Consider the following 14,183-nt stretch of genomic DNA (forward strand, 5'->3'; position numbering starts at 1 on the left):
GGACCAGATCCGCCTATCGTCTAGTCGAATCGATTCGACATCCCCGCCTCATCGGCCACCGGCGCCGCCATCGGCAGCACCACGGCCGCGATCGACCTGGCCACGGTCATGCACGCCGACGGCAACACCACCTCCGGCTTCCTGGGCCCCCGCCACGCCGACATCTCCGTCAACGGCGGCCCGCCCCAGCGCGCCTGGTTCCCCTGTTCCTTCCAAGCGCGGCTTCCGGAGGGGACGCCGACGACGGCCCAGGTGGAGTGCCAGGAGCCGGAGTTGTAGTGCCGGCGGCCGGTCACCTTCCCGGCTTCGGGGCCTGCCGCCGGCAAGAGATGGAGTCTTTCGATCAGAGGGTGTACGGCACGCCGTGTTCGAGCACCTCGACCTGGGTTCGACGCGGCGCCAGGTTGCGGATGAGCTGGTGGTGGAGTGCCTGGTGGACGGGTGCGAGGCCGGCCTGGTGGATGGGGATCACCAGTTCGGGTTCGATGGTTCGCAGGTAGTCGACGGCTTCGCCGATCTTCAGCCATGGCCCGCCGACGGGCAGCAGCAGCACGCGTACCGGCCACGGTGGCGGGGTGAAGGCGTCGCCGGGGTGGAAGATCCGGCCGTCGAGCAGGTAGCCGGTGTTGGCCATGCCCGGCAGCAGCGGGTGAATGACGGCGTGCTCGCCTTCGACGGTCTCGATCCCGTCGGGCACGTCGCCGACGCGGACGGCGGGGTTGGCCGCCAGCAGGGCGGGGATCCGGTCGGTGTCCAGGTGGTCGGGGTGCTCATGGGTGACCAGGACGGCGTCGAGGTCACGCAGGTCCTCGAAGCCGGTGGCATAGGTGCCGGGATCGAGCAGCAGTCGCCGGTCGCCGGAGACCAGGACGCAGGCGTGGCCGAAGTGGGTGATCTGCATGTGTCACAGCCAAGGTGGTAGGGAGGTACAGCTGTTCCGTCAGCTCTTCCTGGTCAGGTAGCGATAGCCGGCCTCGAGCTGGGCCGGGTTCCACACCTGTTCGTTCTTGAAGGCCGTCTCGGCCTCGTCGGACCATATCCGCGGGCCGCCCGCGGCCATCGCCATCAGCTGGGTACGGCAGGCGCGTTCGAGCAGGACCGCGTACATCACCGCGGCGGCGGGGTCGGGCCCCGCGGTGACGGCGCCGTGCCGCGGCATCAGGACGGCGTTGGCCGCGCCAAGGGTTTCGCCCAATGCTCTGCCCAGTTCAGGAGTGGCGATCAACGCGCCGGTCACGGTGAAGCGGGGCAGGTCGTGGAAGGGCACGGCGTCGTGCGAGATGGGCCGGAGCGGCTGGTCCAGCGAGGCGAAGGCGGCCAGCGCGGGGGCGTGCGTGTGCACCACGCACCCGACGCCGGGCCTGGCGTTCATGATCTCGGTGTGGATGGGGTACTCGAGGTGCCGCTTGCCTTCGCCGTCGAGCACCTCGCCGTCCGGCGTGACCAGGACGACCCGGTCGGCGTCGATCTCCTCGAAGCCCCAGCCGGACGCCTTCATCCAGACGCCGCGGCCCTCGGGATCACGGAGCGAGGCGTGACCCCAGACCATGTCGCTCAGCCCGGCGGCGGCCAGCGCCCGGCTCGCCTCGGCGACCTGCTCCCTCACAGCGCCTCCTGGTAGAGCCAGTCGAGGTCGGTGTAGTCGTCGGCGGCGCGGCGGGCGAAGACGCGGTCGCGCAGCGCCGGGATCACCAGGTCGCCGGCGTGCCAGATCTCGCCCCACGCGCGGGCGACCGTCTGCACCTGCCCGGTACGGGGGCCACGCTCCGCCTGGTATCCGGCGAACGCCTCGGCGACGTCCCCGCCGTGTTTGGCCAGGTGCCTGGCCAGGCACGCGGCGTCCTCGATCGCCTGGCAGGCGCCCTGGGCGAGATATTGGAGCATAGGGTGGGCGGCGTCGCCGAGCAGCGTCACCCTTCCCTTGGTCCAGGTGGCGATCGGCAGCCGGTCGTACATCGGCCATCGGCGATCCGTGGGCATCAACGCGACGGAGGACCGCACCTCCTCGCAAGAAGCTGCGAAAGCCTCGGTCAGCTCCTCTGGGGTGCCCCAGTCGTCGGTGCCGGGCCGGAAACGGCGGCTGCGGAAGACCGCGACCTGGTTGTAGAGCTCGCCGCGCCGGATCGGGTACTGGACCAGGTGCTTGTCCGGGCCGATCCAGATGACCTCGTCGTCCTGCTCGACGGCTGAGGTGGTGGGCAGCGTGCCGCGATAGGCGACGTACTGCGCGCAGATCGGCTCGTCGTCACAGATCAGCTTCCGCGTGCGCGACCACAGGCCGTCCGCGCCCACCACACCGTCACAGCGGTAGAGCGTGCCGTCGGCGAAGCGCACCTCGCCGTCCGCGCTCACCGCCACCATCTCGCGGCCGGTCTCCAGCGTGATCCGGGGGTTGGCCCGGCAGGCCGCCAGCAGGACCTCCAGCAGATCCCCGCGGTGCAGCACCGTGTACGCCTGGCCGAAGTGGCGGCGGAAGGCCGGGCCGAGGTCGACGACGCCGAGCCGTTTGCCGGTGTCGGCGTGCATGAAGACGAGATTGCGCGGCTGTACCGAGACCTCGTCCAGTGTGGGGCGCAGGCCGAGGCGCTCCAGGATCCGCATCGCGTTGGGGGCGAGCTGGATACCGGCGCCGATCTCCCCGAATCGCGGCGCCTGCTCGGCGACGTGCACGTCGAACCCGGCCTGGGCGAGGGCGAGCGCGGTCGTCATGCCGCCGATACCACCCCCGATGATCAGAAACATGGTCATCCCTTCGTCCGTGAGGTGACCAGAGGAGTGTCCACCCCGATGGCCCCGGTGCCATAGGCGCCGCCCGGATCGCCGAGCGCCTGTGCCCGGCCGGGCAAGGGGAGGGCGAAGAACTCGGCGTTGTCCTTCGCCCAGACGGGGTCGCCGGCCTTGGGCGCGGTGATGGCGTCGACCGGGCACTCGGGCAGGCAGGCGCCGCAGTCGATGCACTCGCCGGGGTTGATGTAGCGCTTGGTCAGGCCCTCGTAGATGCAGTCCACCGGGCAGGCGTCGACGCAGGCGCCGTCCAGTTCGTCGATGCAGGCGTCGTTGATCACGTAGGCCATGGCGCGGCCCTTTCTGTGGAATGGCCGGGGAACAGCTCCTCGCCGGGGCGCAGCCGTACCGCGATGTTGTTGACGGCGGTGGCCGCCTCGCCGAACCCGGTCGCGATCAGCCGGACCTTGCCGGGATAGGCGGTGATGTCACCGGCGGCATAGACCCGGTCCAGGCTGGTGGCCATGTCGGTGCCGACCTCGACCTGCCGATCGCGGAGGGTCAGGCCCCAGTCCGTGAGCGGGCCGAGGGAGGCGGTATGACCGAGGGCGGGGATGAGGATGTCGGCCCTGCGGTATCCCGTGGCGGTGAGGGTGACGCCCTCCAGTTCGTCGTCGCCGTGTACGGCGGTGACCTCACAGTCGACCAGCACGTCGGCCGGCGAGCCGGACAACCGCTCCAGGGATCGGGCGTGGGCGCGGAAGCGGCGCCGCCGGTGCACGAGCGTCACCGATCGGGCGTGCTCGACCAGGGTGGTGGCCCAGTCGACGGCGCTGTCGCCGCCCCCGACGATGACGACGTCGCGGCCCGCGTACGACTGCGGCGGTTCGACGAGGTAGTGCACGCCCCGGCCGCGGAAGCCGTCGAGGGCGGGCAGGGGCTTGGGGGTGAAACTGCCGATGCCCGCGGTGATGAGCAGCGCGCCCGCGCGGATGCGGCGGCCGGTGGAGGTGGTCACCGTGACCGCGTCGGCGTCCTTCTCCAGGTGGGCGGCCTGCTCGCCGAGGACGATGTCCGGGTGGGCGGTGTGGGCCTGCTCGACGAGGCGCTCGGTCAGTTCGCGGCCGGTCACCGCCGGGAAGCCGGCGATGTCGTAGATCTTCTTGTCCGGGTAGAGCGCCGCGACCTGCCCGCCCAGGTGCGGGAGGCTGTCGAGCAGGGTGACGCTCAGGCCCCGCATACCGGCGTAGAACCCGGCGAACAGCCCGGCCGGCCCCGCACCGACGATCAGCAGCTCCGTGTCGGGCACCGTCAGCTCCAGATCAGCGCGTCGTCCAGCGCGTCGTCCGGCTCCGCGTAGACGGCCGCCGCGGCGGGATGCAGCGGAATCGGCGTCCGGGCCATGTCGGCGGGGACGAGCGGATAGGTGAGCGGGGAGCGGTCGGCCGGGATGTGCGCGTACTGGACCTCCAGCGCCCGGCGGGTCTTCACCATGCACCAGGTGGCCAGGCCGGCGATATCGTCGGCGAGGTCGCTGCGGCAGAGCACGGCGAAGTCGGAGAAGTCGAGTGTGCGCAGATCCTCGGTCAGACCGGGCAGGTAGCCCGCCTCGACCGTGGCGGCGGGCCAGCCGGGCTCGTCCAGCGGGAGATAGCGGACCGGGCGGCGGTCCGCGACGCGCTGCCAGGCAGGCATCATGATCGCCTCGTGGACGAGCACGTCGGCCTCGCCGCGGGCGAAGCGGTGGACGGCGGGGAAGGGACGCTCTTCGTAGAGGAAGGTGAGCTTGCCCGCCCGCTGGAGCACACGGTGCGCGAGATGACCGACCAGGTTCACGCCGTCATCCGGCGAGGTGGCGACGGTCACGCCGTCCAGGTCCGCGACGGTCTCCGCGGACAGAGCGGCGTCCACGGCGACGACCAGGCGGTCGCGCTGGCCGATCACGCCGAGGCAGCGCAGCCGGTCGTCGTCGCCGTACAGCTCGCGCACGGCCGCGGTCGGGGTGATGATCGCGATGTCCGCCGCACCGGCCAGGAGGGCCGCCACCTGATCGTGGCCCCCTCGCCCGGACCAGATGGCGAACCGCGAGCCCTCGGGGACGCGATCGCCCATCTCCTGAGCCAGCCAGCCGCAGATCCGGTGCATGTTGGCCTGCCCCCAATCACCGCGAAAGTGCACGGTGACCGGGCGGTTCAGCACCTCAGGCACCGTCCACCATCCGGGTGAGCCCGTCGGCGTCCAGGCTGAAGTCGATCTCGGTGATCGAGTCGAACGGGAAACCGACCCGCTCGAACTCCTGCTCCACGCTGTCGCGGTCGGCGGCCTCGTAGAGGGTGACGATGAAGCCGTCGGTGGTGTTGACGAAGAGCCGCTGGAAGGTGGCATGGACGTTCTTGGCGACCTCGGGGCCGTATCCGGCGACCTCTTCCGGGGACAGGCCGGGGGCCTGGTGCAGGCCGAGAAACAGTGACATTGCCGAGCTCCAATGTGTCATGATGCGGAACACTGTCCCGGATTATGCAACTAAGCTGTGAAGAGTTCAAGGGGTTGTTTCGTGCGCGATAACCTGCTCTCTGTGGATTCCGAGGCGGCGCCAGAGCCCGATCGCCCCCGCGGGCTGATCGGCGCGGTCGACAACGTCCTGCGCCTGCTGCGGCTCTTCGAGAGCCGCGAGCTGCTCCGGGTCAACCAGGTGGCCAGGGAGATGAACCTGTCGCGCTCGACCGTGCACCGCATGCTCGCCACCCTCAGCCATCACCACTTCGTCGAGCAGGACGAGCACTCGCGCGGCTACCGCGCCGGTCCGGCGCTGGTCGACATCGGCCTGGCCGTGGTGCAGAACATGGACGTGCGCGCCCGCTCCTACGGCGTGCTCGTCCGGCTGCGTGACGCCACCGGCGAGACCGTGCATCTGGGCACCAGGCGCGGCACCGACGTGCTGTTCGTCGAGAGCGTGGAGAGCGAGCAGACGCTCAAGACGTCCTCCCGGGTGGGTTGGACGCTGCCGGCGCACGCGACCTCGTCGGGCAAGGCCCTGCTGGCCGAGCTACCGGACCGTGAGCTGTCGGACCTCTATCCGAGCGGCGTGCTCGCGGCCACCACCGCTCGGACCGTCACCTCGCTGCCCGCCCTGCGCGCGGAGCTGGCCGAGGTACGCGCCCGCGGCTATGCCGTCAACGTCGGCGAGAGCGAGAACGACGTCGGCGGCGTGGGTGTCGTCGTCAAGGACCTGCAGGGACGCGTGCGCGCGGCCCTCGCGGTGACCGGGCCGCGCTCGCGCGTCGACGACCAGTGGATCGCCAAGGTGTCCGAGGCCGCGATGCGCTCGGCCGAAGAGCTCAGCAGCTACATCGTCTAACGCAAGACAGCCCACCAAGGCCGGATCCCCACGGGGTCCGGCCTTCGTCATCTCCGCTTGCCAAGCTCGATATTCAAGTAGCACAATGCGGTTCACTGTTCCGCATGGCGCTACATCTAGGGGATGTCGCATGCTAGAAACCTTGGTAACCGCCGCACTCCTCGTGCTCAGCGGGATCTGGACCGGGGCCATCACCACCATCGCCTGGGAGCGCATCCCGGTCTGGCGCCGCCTCGACCCGGTGCCGCGCGCCGTCGATTTCCGTAGGTCACTGCACCGCATGGACCCGACCATGCCGATCATCGCCGTGATCGTCATCGGCTTGGGCGTCACCCACGCCCTGGGGCACGAGGGCCTGGCGCGGACGCTGGCCTGGATCGCCGTCGGCGGCATCGCGCTCGTCGTCGTCGGCTCCATCCTGCTGCTCGAACCGATCAACTCCCGCTTCCGCCGGCTCCCCGAGGGCGCTCCCCCGCCCGATGCCGCCGACCTCCATGTCCGCTGGTCATGGCTGCACCTCGGCCGCACCGTCGTGGCGGTCGTCAGCTTGACCCTCTTCGTACTCGCCGCCTTGTCCTAGGAGGACACCGTGCAGTCTTCACGGCGCATCCCACCGCCGGATCCGACCCGCGAACCGCTCAAGGTCAACGTCTATGAGCGCATGTCGGGAGCGGCCGCCCAGCTGATGCCGCTGTTCCCGTACGACGACGCCGGCTCGATCGTGCCCTGCGGCGCGGTGCTGTGGGGCGGCCCCGACGAGGAGTACGGGCACTTCTTCCACGGCAACTCCGTCGCCGAAGTCGTGGTCGTCTACGGCTCGCACCAGTCGCTGCTGTCCTCGGGGCAGATCTTCGCCACTCAGCCGCTGCATGGGGTCAACTCGTTCCTGCGCGATGAGAAGGATCCCTCGGCGTTCGCGGTCATGACGATCACGCAGCACCAGTCGGAGGCGGGGGACCAGAACGAGACCCTGATGGCGCGCTGCCAGAAGTGCAAGGCCGAGCTGGCCCGGATCGACTACGACGCCACCCCGCACGGGGTGGCGGGTCACGATCCCACCCGGTTCGGCTCCGCGGACGACCGGGTCCGCCAGTTCGCCACCATCGCCGGGTCGCGAGAGTTCGCGCGGCTGCGCAACAGCGACGAGGGGCGCACCTGTACGGAGTGCGGGCACGTCAACCCCGTCTTCCCTCTCGCGCAGTGGGGGTGGCTGCGGCAGGTCGCCCAGACCGATGCCGTCAACAGGGCCTACCACGCGCTGATCAAGGAGGATCAGGCATGAACCGCCGCCGCATGCTCCACGCCTTCAAGGCCGCCAAGGAGGTCGGCGCCTACACCGACGCCGCGGTCCTGCAAGAGGCCGTCGATCCGCAGCTCTACCTGTCGCGCAACCTGCTCCCCCAGCCCTTCCACCTGGTGTGCGCCAAAGACACCGTGATCACCCAGCTCAGCGGCGGCGCGCGCATCGCCCTGCGGGACAGCTCCGTCAACACCTTCCAGATGAGCGTCGGCGACATCGCCTACATCCCCGCCGGCACCCCCCACCAGATCATCCCCACCGACGAGGGCGTCTGCCTGCGCTACATGCCGCTCGACGCCGGGCTGGTGGGGACGGCGTGGTACTGCCCGGGCTGCGGGATCGAGCTCGAGCGCTACGAATGGGAGCACGTCAACGATCTTCCGGCCGCCGGCTTCTACGCCCAGGCCTGCGCGCGCTTCAACGCCGACCTCCAGGCCCGGACCTGCGGCACGTGCGGCACCATCCACCCCGCCATCGACCTGGCCGCCTACGACTGGAAGGACGAAAGATGAAAGAGCCGAGCCTGCGGGAGGTCTCCCGGTCGGTGGCCGACCTGCTGCGCAAGGAAGAGATCGCGACACTGGCGACCATCGACGACGACGGCAGCCCGTCCGCCTCGACGATGCACATCGCCTCCGATGGGCTCTCGGTCTACATGCACACCTTCACCTACAACCGCAAATACACCGAGATGCTGAAGGACCCCCGCGTCAGCTACACGGTGGCCCACCTCAGCAGCTACGAGGAGCGGTTCCAGGTGTACTCGCTCCAGGTCAAGGGCCGGGCGACGCTCCTGACCGACGCCGCCGAGATCGGCCGCGCCGTCCAGGTCAGCACGGAACAGTTCCCCTGGCTCGCCGACACCTCCATGTACGACAACGTGAAGACCCCCGAGGACCACAGCCAGCAGGTCTTCTTCCGGATCGACCCGATCTCGGCCCTGTGGGCGGACAACCGGGTGCGGCTCCTCTGGCGCATGATCCTCGACTTCGCGCCCGACGGCAGCGGTGTGACGGCCATGCGTCCCTACGACGTGGTCGTCGGTCGCAGAACCGCCTGAGCCTCTATCCTGGGGTGCCGCTCAGGCCGGACGGTCACGGAGAACTCTTGAAACAGCGGAACTTCCTCGCGGCCCGCATCGACCAGTGGTCACGAGAGCACCCCAGGCTGCTCGATCTGATCATGGCCGGCTCGATGTGGCTGGTCTTCGGCCTGTCGAGTGCTCTCGCCGGGCTGCCCGCCTTTCTCGTCGCCACCGCGGCCATCCTCCCGCTCGCCGTACGGCGACGCTTCCCGGCCACGGTTCTGGCCTGGTCGGCCGCGGCCTTCGCCGTCCAGCTCGTGGTGGTGCCGATTCCGCTGCCGGCCGACATCGCGCAGGCGATCGTCGTCTACACCGTCGCCGCGCACGTCGCCTCCGTGCCGATCCGCCTGCTCGCCCTCGGTGCCGCGCTCACCGGCAGCGTGCTCGCCGGCTTCCGGTGGAGCACCCCGCCCGCGTACGAGGCGAACGTCTTCAAGAACGCGGTGTTCCTGGGGATCCTGTTCGTGCTGGTCTGGGTCATCGGCAATCTCGTCCGCGGCCGCCAGGCCAACATGAGCGCCCTGCGTGCGGCGAGTGCCCGGCTCGAGGAGGGCCGGTTGCAGCACGAACGGTTCGTCGCGCAGCGGCAGCGGGTCGCCGCGGCGCGGGAGATCCACGACATCGTGGCCCACTGCCTCACCGTGGTGATCGTGCAGGCCGACGGTGCCGAGTACGCCGCCGAGCACGCGCGACCCTGGGAGCGCGGGGACGCGGGAACGGTCTTCGCCACCATCGGGCGTACCGCGCGATCGGCCCTGGCCGAGGTGCGTGGCGTCATCGAGGTGCTCCGCGACGCCGACGGGCCCGACGAGGCGCACGGGGCCCGGCTGGGGATCGCCGAGCTCCGGCAGCTCGTGGACTCGGTACGGGCGACGGGACTCGCCGTGGAGGTCGAGGCCGAGCCGAGCGTGTTCGACGACGTTCCCCCCGCGATACGGTTCACTGTGCTCCGTGTCGTACGGGAAGCGCTGACGAACGTGTTGAAGCACGCCGGCCCGCACGCCACAGCGCACGTGGTCGTCGCCAGGACACCAGGAGGGATCATGGTTCGAGCCGAGGACGACGGCGTCGGCAGCCGTCGCGCCGACGCGACCGCCTCCCCACCTGGCTACGGCCTCGACGGAATGCGCGAGCGCCTGCGCGCCATGGGCGGAGTGCTGGAGGCGGGTCCGCGTTCCGGCCGGGGATTCGTGGTCGACGCCACGATCCCCGTCGCCGCGCTGTCGCCTGCCACTCCATGACTCGCGTCTTCCTGGTGGACGACCAGGAGCTGGTTCGGACCGGATTCGCGATGATCCTCGACGCCACCCCGGATCTGCGGGTCGTCGGATCGGCCGGCGACGGGCAGACGGCCCTCGACGCCCTGCGGCGGCCCGAGCACCGTGCGGACGTCGTCCTGATGGACGTTCGGATGCCGGGGCTCGATGGCGTGGAGACCACCCGGCGGCTGCTTGCCACCCCCGACCCGCCACGCGTCGTCATGCTGACGACGTTCGACGACGACGAGCTGCTCATCGCCGCCCTTCGAGCCGGAGCGGCCGGCTACCTGCTCAAGGACGCGGGCGCGGCGGACCTGCTGGCGGCGATCCGGGCCGCCGCCGCCGGGGAGGCGCCCGTCGCGCCGAGGCTCGTACGCCGCCTGATCGACTCGTTCGTCCTCGCGCCGCCGGTGACCCCATCCGCCGAGCACTCGCCCGCCGCCGCGTCCAGGCTAGGGCGTCTGACCACCCGCGAACGCGAGATCCTCGCCTCGGTCGGCCTGGGACTCAGCAACGCGGAGATCGCCGCGCGGCTGCAGCTGGCCGAGTCGACCGTCAAGACGCATCTCGGCTCGGTGCTGCGCAAGCTCGAACTACGTGACCGGGTGCAGGCGGTCATCCTCGCGCAGACACACGGGCTGACCGACTGATCCCGATCGCGAGGGCACAGGCCGCCGTGCCGGCGAGCACGAACAACCCGGTGTCACCAGCGAGGTACTCGCGCATCACCACGGGCTGCTCGGTCGAGACCGCGTACTCCAGCAACAGGGCGAAAGTGGCGTTGTGCGCGAAGTGCGCCAGCACCACCGGCCACACGCTGCCGGACATGACGCGCAGGTACCCGAAGAGGAACGAGAACGCGATCACCGAGCCCCCGAACAGCAGCAGCACCAGGCCGCGGTTCCCTTCGGTGTGGTAGTACGGCGTGAGCAGGATGTACGGCAGGTGCCAGGCGATCCAGACCAGCCCGACGACCAGCATCGCCGAGCGCTCGCCCAGGAACGCGAGACGTGGCTGCAGATAGCCCCGCCAGCCGATCTCCTCGGCGAACGCCAGGATCGGCCCGGTGATGGACACGGCGATCACCGACTGCAGCCAGTCACCCTGCGGCGCGGAGAACCGGCCGAAGCCGAGCACGACGGCGCCCCCGGTGGCGAGCAGGCAGACGCCGGCGGTGGTGGCGACCGCGAGCGGCCAGGTCCACAGGCCGAGCCGCCCCATGCCGAGCCGGCGCCACCCGTCTCTGGAGTAGCCCTCTCGTGTGATGAGGAGCAGCATCGCCAGCACGACGAGCAGCGGTGACACGGCGAGGATGAGCCCTCCGGCGATGTTGGCGGTGCCGAGGGAGATCGTGAGCGTCAGGACGATGAAAACGATCGACGAAGTGCGATCGGAGAGCTGTTCGAACACGGACAGACCTTCTTTCGGGGAACTGGCCTGGCCAAGTGTTCAAGAACGCGCCGCCGCCGCCATCCACCCACGGTCCGTACTTCGTCTGGCTCTCCTCTTCTGGGACTAGTACTCCGGCAGCATTCAGCGCCTCGGCGGTTTGCGGTAGGTGGTGACCTGGTCGCCCGGGCCCGGGTACGCCATGATCAGCAGCCGCTGGGTGCCGTACTCCTCGCCCTTCCAGGGAGACCAGGCGAAGTGCACGCGGATCCGGTAGTGCCCCTTGCGGCCGTTGAGCGACAGGTCGGGCAGTTCGGTGCCGCTCAGGCCGTCCATGAAGATCATCTCGCCGCTCTGGTTGGCGTAGCCGACCTCGACGACGTCGTCCCAGCCCTTGGTCTCGACCGGTGGGCGGCGCGGGTAGGTCTCCAGCGTGACACAGACGTGGGAGTCGGAATCCGTGCTCACCGTCACCCTGCCGGGCTCGGCGGTGACCGGGCCGGCTGTCGTGCTCTTGCCCTCGACGGCGAATTCGTCGTACAGGTCCAGCCCCGCCTCGGGCCACTCCGGCTCCTTGAGGCGGATCGCCTTGGCGGGCTTGATGAGCGGGTGGTGTCGTGGGGTGGCGGCGCATTTGCGGCGCTCCTCGGCCGCCATCTCGTCGAATTCGCGCTCCTCTGCGGCCGCTTTCGCCGAGACCTTAGCGTTCGCGGCCGGGCAGATCCCGGCGAGCACCCAGCCCAGGTCGCTCGCCACTTCCCTGCCCTGCAGACGGGCCAGCTCGCGCGGGTCGTCGCGGGTGTAGGCGGCGCACAGGCGACGGCCGTGGGCGAGCAGCACCTGGTCGGGCGTGGTGGCGGCGAAATCGAGGGCATTGTGCTGACGTACCGCGCAGATGAAGGCGCGCGCACCGGTCAGCGGCGCGGGCTCCTCCGCGGCCACTCCGTTCTCCCAGGGCTCGGGCGGTGAACAACTCGCGGCCGTGGTGATCGGGCCGCGTGACTGGTCGGCGGCCGGCAGGAAACACAGGGCCACGGAGGTGGCCAGCGCCGTCACCAGCACGTGGTGGCGCAGGCGGGCGGCGGGCGGGGCGCCGTACAGGAGGAGCAGGACGAAGGCGGAGGCGGCGAGCGCGAGGCTGTACCACAGCGGGGAGAGCCCGAAGAGGATGTCGCCCTTGTCGTCCGGCTCGAACAGCCCGTCCGGGTACAGGGCCAGCCGCTCCTCGGCCATCTCGGGGATGATCCGCCAGTCCGCCTCGGACTTCGTGGTGAGCACCGTGACGACGCCCGCCGCCGCGGCGAGGGTCAGGGCCGGCATCGTGACCCGCAGCAGCCGCCTGGTCCTGCGTACGACCGCGATCAGGACCAGTACCGCCGGGGCGCCGACCCCGACGAGCAGGTCCACGGCGACCCAGAGCACCGTCGCCGGGTAGCTCAGGTACCCGTGGAAGAGGTCGTCGACCGCGCCCCTGGGGCCGATCCACACAGGCATGCCGTCCGCGAGGTTGACGGCCGCCGGGATCAGCGGGAGCACCACCGCCACACCCGCGAGAGGCCACGCCCGCGCGGGGGCGACCTGGACAGGAGGCGCCGGCGACGGCACGGGGGCCGGGCCGCCCAGGTCGTGGGCGGAGCGGGCCTGCCACACCGTCCCGAAGACGCCCAGGATGCTCAGGGCCATGAGCAGCAACAGGTGGTAGTCAACGCCGGAACCGCCGAACGAGACGATCGAATGACCTCCCGACGACAGCAGCGACAGCGCCGCCGCGGCCCCGCCCATCCGCACGGTGCCTCGGGTCCAGCGCGCGTCTCTGGCCTGGCCGACCAGGACTGGCACCAGCCACAGCAGGTAGACGACATTGCCGAGCCGGTACGGAGAGACGAACGGCGCGACGTCCCACAGGCCGAGGCCGTAGACGAACGTGTCGGCCGTGTCCATGGCGGCGTTCGCCAGCCCCGCCACGAGCCCGAGCAGCCGCAGCCATCGAGGCAGGCTCCCGGCGAGCACCACGAAGAACAGCCCGACGATGGCGCCCTGGAGCAGGTCGGAAGGCAGGCCGAGCCACCACTGGTACGGGATCGGCAGCCGAAACAGCAGCGTGCAGGCGACACTGAGGTACAGGGCCGCCCGCAACAACCGGACGGGCCGCTCGTTGACCGCCGCCGCGCCGGTCGGCCGCCCGCGCAGCACCTGCCAGTAGGCCCACCCCTGCAGGACTCCGCCCGCGACCATGAGGAGCTCCACCCACCAGGTGTAGGGCATGAACTCCGGGTCCCACCCGCTGGTGACGATCTCGCGCAGCAGCGCGGGGTCGCCGGTGGCCAGCGCGAGGACGCCGGACCCGACGACCGCGGCCACATAGCTGGCGGCGAACAGCGCGGCGATTCTGCCGAAACGATAGCGGCGCACGGGCACACCCTCGGGCACGAGCGGACAGGATCTGGCAAAGGCGCCCAACCCTAGGGAGCCGTCAAGAATCAAGGTGTCGATTCTGTGACACGTGGGATGTCGTGGTGCGGTGTGATGGCGTTCAGGAGCGCGTCGGCGCTGGAGTATCGGGTTGCGGATCGGGTGACGGCGTAGCCGGCCTCCTCCAGCAGTGGGCGGACCCAGATCTTGGCGTTGCCGATAGTTCGTCGGCTCACTTGAAACAGTTCGGCTACGACCTGCCAGGTGCAGACTTTGCGCATGCCGAGGATGACCGCCAGGACGCGCTCGGCGTCGGTGATCTTCTCCTGGAAGATGCCTCCGCGGGCGCCGGCCTGCCGGTCACCGCCGCGCTGGCGATGCTTGCGCCGCTCGGCCTCGGCGGCCTGCCGCAGCGACAGCCGCTCGATCAGTGCGGTCAGTTCCGGGCGACTCATCCCGGTCAGCGCCGGATCTCCGAGCAGCGCCAGCCGGTTCGGCCGTGTCGGGACGATGTTGCTGTCCAGGAAGTTGCGGAGCGCACCGGCGCTGGAGAAGCGCAGCACGGTGGGGTCGATCTTGAGTTTGCGGGCGGCCAGGAGCTTGCCGGTCTCGGTGACCGCCTGACCGATCGGGGGCTGGCTGATCTCGAGCAGCTCC

Annotated in this window: 17 protein-coding genes and 1 pseudogene; 7 read left to right on the forward strand and 11 right to left on the reverse strand. The window is 70.3% G+C overall.

Annotated features, from left to right (window positions below; translation table 11 throughout):
* Positions 1-20 precede the first annotated feature (20 nt).
* Genes KME78_RS21200 through KME78_RS21235 form a run of 8 tightly spaced genes read right to left on the reverse strand, consistent with a single transcriptional unit; the run spans position 21 to position 5,197 of the window.
* Positions 21-326: a hypothetical protein gene (locus tag KME78_RS21200; RefSeq protein ID WP_219530823.1), complete on the reverse strand. Its 306-nt coding sequence runs from the start codon at positions 324-326 to the stop codon at positions 21-23.
* A gap of 17 nt (positions 327-343) precedes the next feature.
* Complete coding sequence (locus KME78_RS21205) at positions 344-901, reverse strand: MBL fold metallo-hydrolase (protein WP_219530824.1); 558 nt, start codon at positions 899-901, stop codon at positions 344-346.
* 39 nt (positions 902-940) lie between these two features.
* Positions 941-1,606 carry a class II aldolase/adducin family protein gene (locus KME78_RS21210; protein WP_219530825.1) on the reverse strand — a complete coding sequence of 222 codons (666 nt, stop codon included), beginning with the start codon at positions 1,604-1,606 and terminating at the stop codon, positions 941-943.
* Positions 1,603-2,748 carry an FAD-dependent monooxygenase gene (locus KME78_RS21215; protein WP_219530826.1) on the reverse strand — a complete coding sequence of 382 codons (1,146 nt, stop codon included), beginning with the start codon at positions 2,746-2,748 and terminating at the stop codon, positions 1,603-1,605. Before KME78_RS21215 ends, KME78_RS21210 begins: the two co-directional genes overlap by 4 nt.
* The gene (locus KME78_RS21220) at positions 2,745-3,074 is read right to left on the reverse strand and encodes a ferredoxin family protein (RefSeq protein WP_219530827.1); all 330 of its coding nucleotides are present in this window, start codon (positions 3,072-3,074) and stop codon (positions 2,745-2,747) included. Before KME78_RS21220 ends, KME78_RS21215 begins: the two co-directional genes overlap by 4 nt.
* Entirely contained in the window at positions 3,062-4,033 is a 972-nt protein-coding gene (locus tag KME78_RS21225; protein ID WP_219530828.1) for an NAD(P)/FAD-dependent oxidoreductase, read from the reverse strand. The genes KME78_RS21220 and KME78_RS21225 overlap by 13 nt, the downstream gene beginning before the upstream one ends.
* A gap of 2 nt (positions 4,034-4,035) precedes the next feature.
* On the reverse strand, positions 4,036-4,932 hold the full coding sequence (locus KME78_RS21230) for a TAXI family TRAP transporter solute-binding subunit (RefSeq protein WP_219530829.1): 897 nt from the start codon (positions 4,930-4,932) through the stop codon (positions 4,036-4,038).
* Entirely contained in the window at positions 4,925-5,197 is a 273-nt protein-coding gene (locus KME78_RS21235; RefSeq protein ID WP_219530830.1) for a nickel-binding protein, read from the reverse strand. Before KME78_RS21235 ends, KME78_RS21230 begins: the two co-directional genes overlap by 8 nt.
* Before the next feature lie 102 nt (positions 5,198-5,299).
* Here KME78_RS21235 and KME78_RS21240 point away from each other — a divergent pair, with 102 nt between their 5' ends.
* From KME78_RS21240 to KME78_RS21270, 7 genes are all read left to right on the forward strand, one after another.
* On the forward strand, positions 5,300-6,082 hold the full coding sequence (locus KME78_RS21240) for an IclR family transcriptional regulator (protein ID WP_219530831.1): 783 nt from the start codon (positions 5,300-5,302) through the stop codon (positions 6,080-6,082).
* 130 nt (positions 6,083-6,212) lie between these two features.
* The gene (locus KME78_RS21245; protein WP_219530832.1) at positions 6,213-6,662 is read left to right on the forward strand and encodes an anthrone oxygenase family protein; all 450 of its coding nucleotides are present in this window, start codon (positions 6,213-6,215) and stop codon (positions 6,660-6,662) included.
* 9 nt (positions 6,663-6,671) lie between these two features.
* Positions 6,672-7,364, forward strand: a complete 693-nt coding sequence (locus tag KME78_RS21250; RefSeq protein ID WP_219530833.1) for a hypothetical protein — start codon at positions 6,672-6,674, stop codon at positions 7,362-7,364.
* The gene (locus tag KME78_RS21255) at positions 7,361-7,894 is read left to right on the forward strand and encodes a cupin domain-containing protein (protein ID WP_219530834.1); all 534 of its coding nucleotides are present in this window, start codon (positions 7,361-7,363) and stop codon (positions 7,892-7,894) included. The genes KME78_RS21250 and KME78_RS21255 overlap by 4 nt, the downstream gene beginning before the upstream one ends.
* The gene (locus tag KME78_RS21260; protein ID WP_219530835.1) at positions 7,891-8,442 is read left to right on the forward strand and encodes a pyridoxamine 5'-phosphate oxidase family protein; all 552 of its coding nucleotides are present in this window, start codon (positions 7,891-7,893) and stop codon (positions 8,440-8,442) included. Before KME78_RS21255 ends, KME78_RS21260 begins: the two co-directional genes overlap by 4 nt.
* 47 nt (positions 8,443-8,489) lie before the next feature.
* Positions 8,490-9,707 carry a sensor histidine kinase gene (locus tag KME78_RS21265; RefSeq protein WP_219530836.1) on the forward strand — a complete coding sequence of 406 codons (1,218 nt, stop codon included), beginning with the start codon at positions 8,490-8,492 and terminating at the stop codon, positions 9,705-9,707.
* Positions 9,704-10,375 (forward strand): response regulator, encoded by a 672-nt coding sequence (locus tag KME78_RS21270; RefSeq protein WP_219530837.1) that lies wholly within the window; start codon positions 9,704-9,706, stop codon positions 10,373-10,375. Before KME78_RS21265 ends, KME78_RS21270 begins: the two co-directional genes overlap by 4 nt.
* Here KME78_RS21270 and KME78_RS21275 read toward each other — a convergent pair.
* The 3 genes and pseudogenes from KME78_RS21275 to KME78_RS21285 form a co-directional block, all read right to left on the reverse strand.
* The gene (locus tag KME78_RS21275) at positions 10,341-11,135 is read right to left on the reverse strand and encodes a CPBP family glutamic-type intramembrane protease (protein WP_219530838.1); all 795 of its coding nucleotides are present in this window, start codon (positions 11,133-11,135) and stop codon (positions 10,341-10,343) included. The two genes, KME78_RS21270 and KME78_RS21275, sit on opposite strands and share 35 nt — an antisense overlap.
* Before the next feature lie 123 nt (positions 11,136-11,258).
* On the reverse strand, positions 11,259-13,526 hold the full coding sequence (locus tag KME78_RS21280) for a hypothetical protein (RefSeq protein WP_219530839.1): 2,268 nt from the start codon (positions 13,524-13,526) through the stop codon (positions 11,259-11,261).
* Between the two features lie 68 nt (positions 13,527-13,594).
* A pseudogene (locus KME78_RS21285) lies at positions 13,595-14,183 on the reverse strand (ISAzo13 family transposase); the annotation flags it as partial.

Source organism: Nonomuraea guangzhouensis (assembly GCF_019396345.1).
Classification (GTDB): Bacteria; Actinomycetota; Actinomycetes; order Streptosporangiales; family Streptosporangiaceae; genus Nonomuraea; species Nonomuraea guangzhouensis.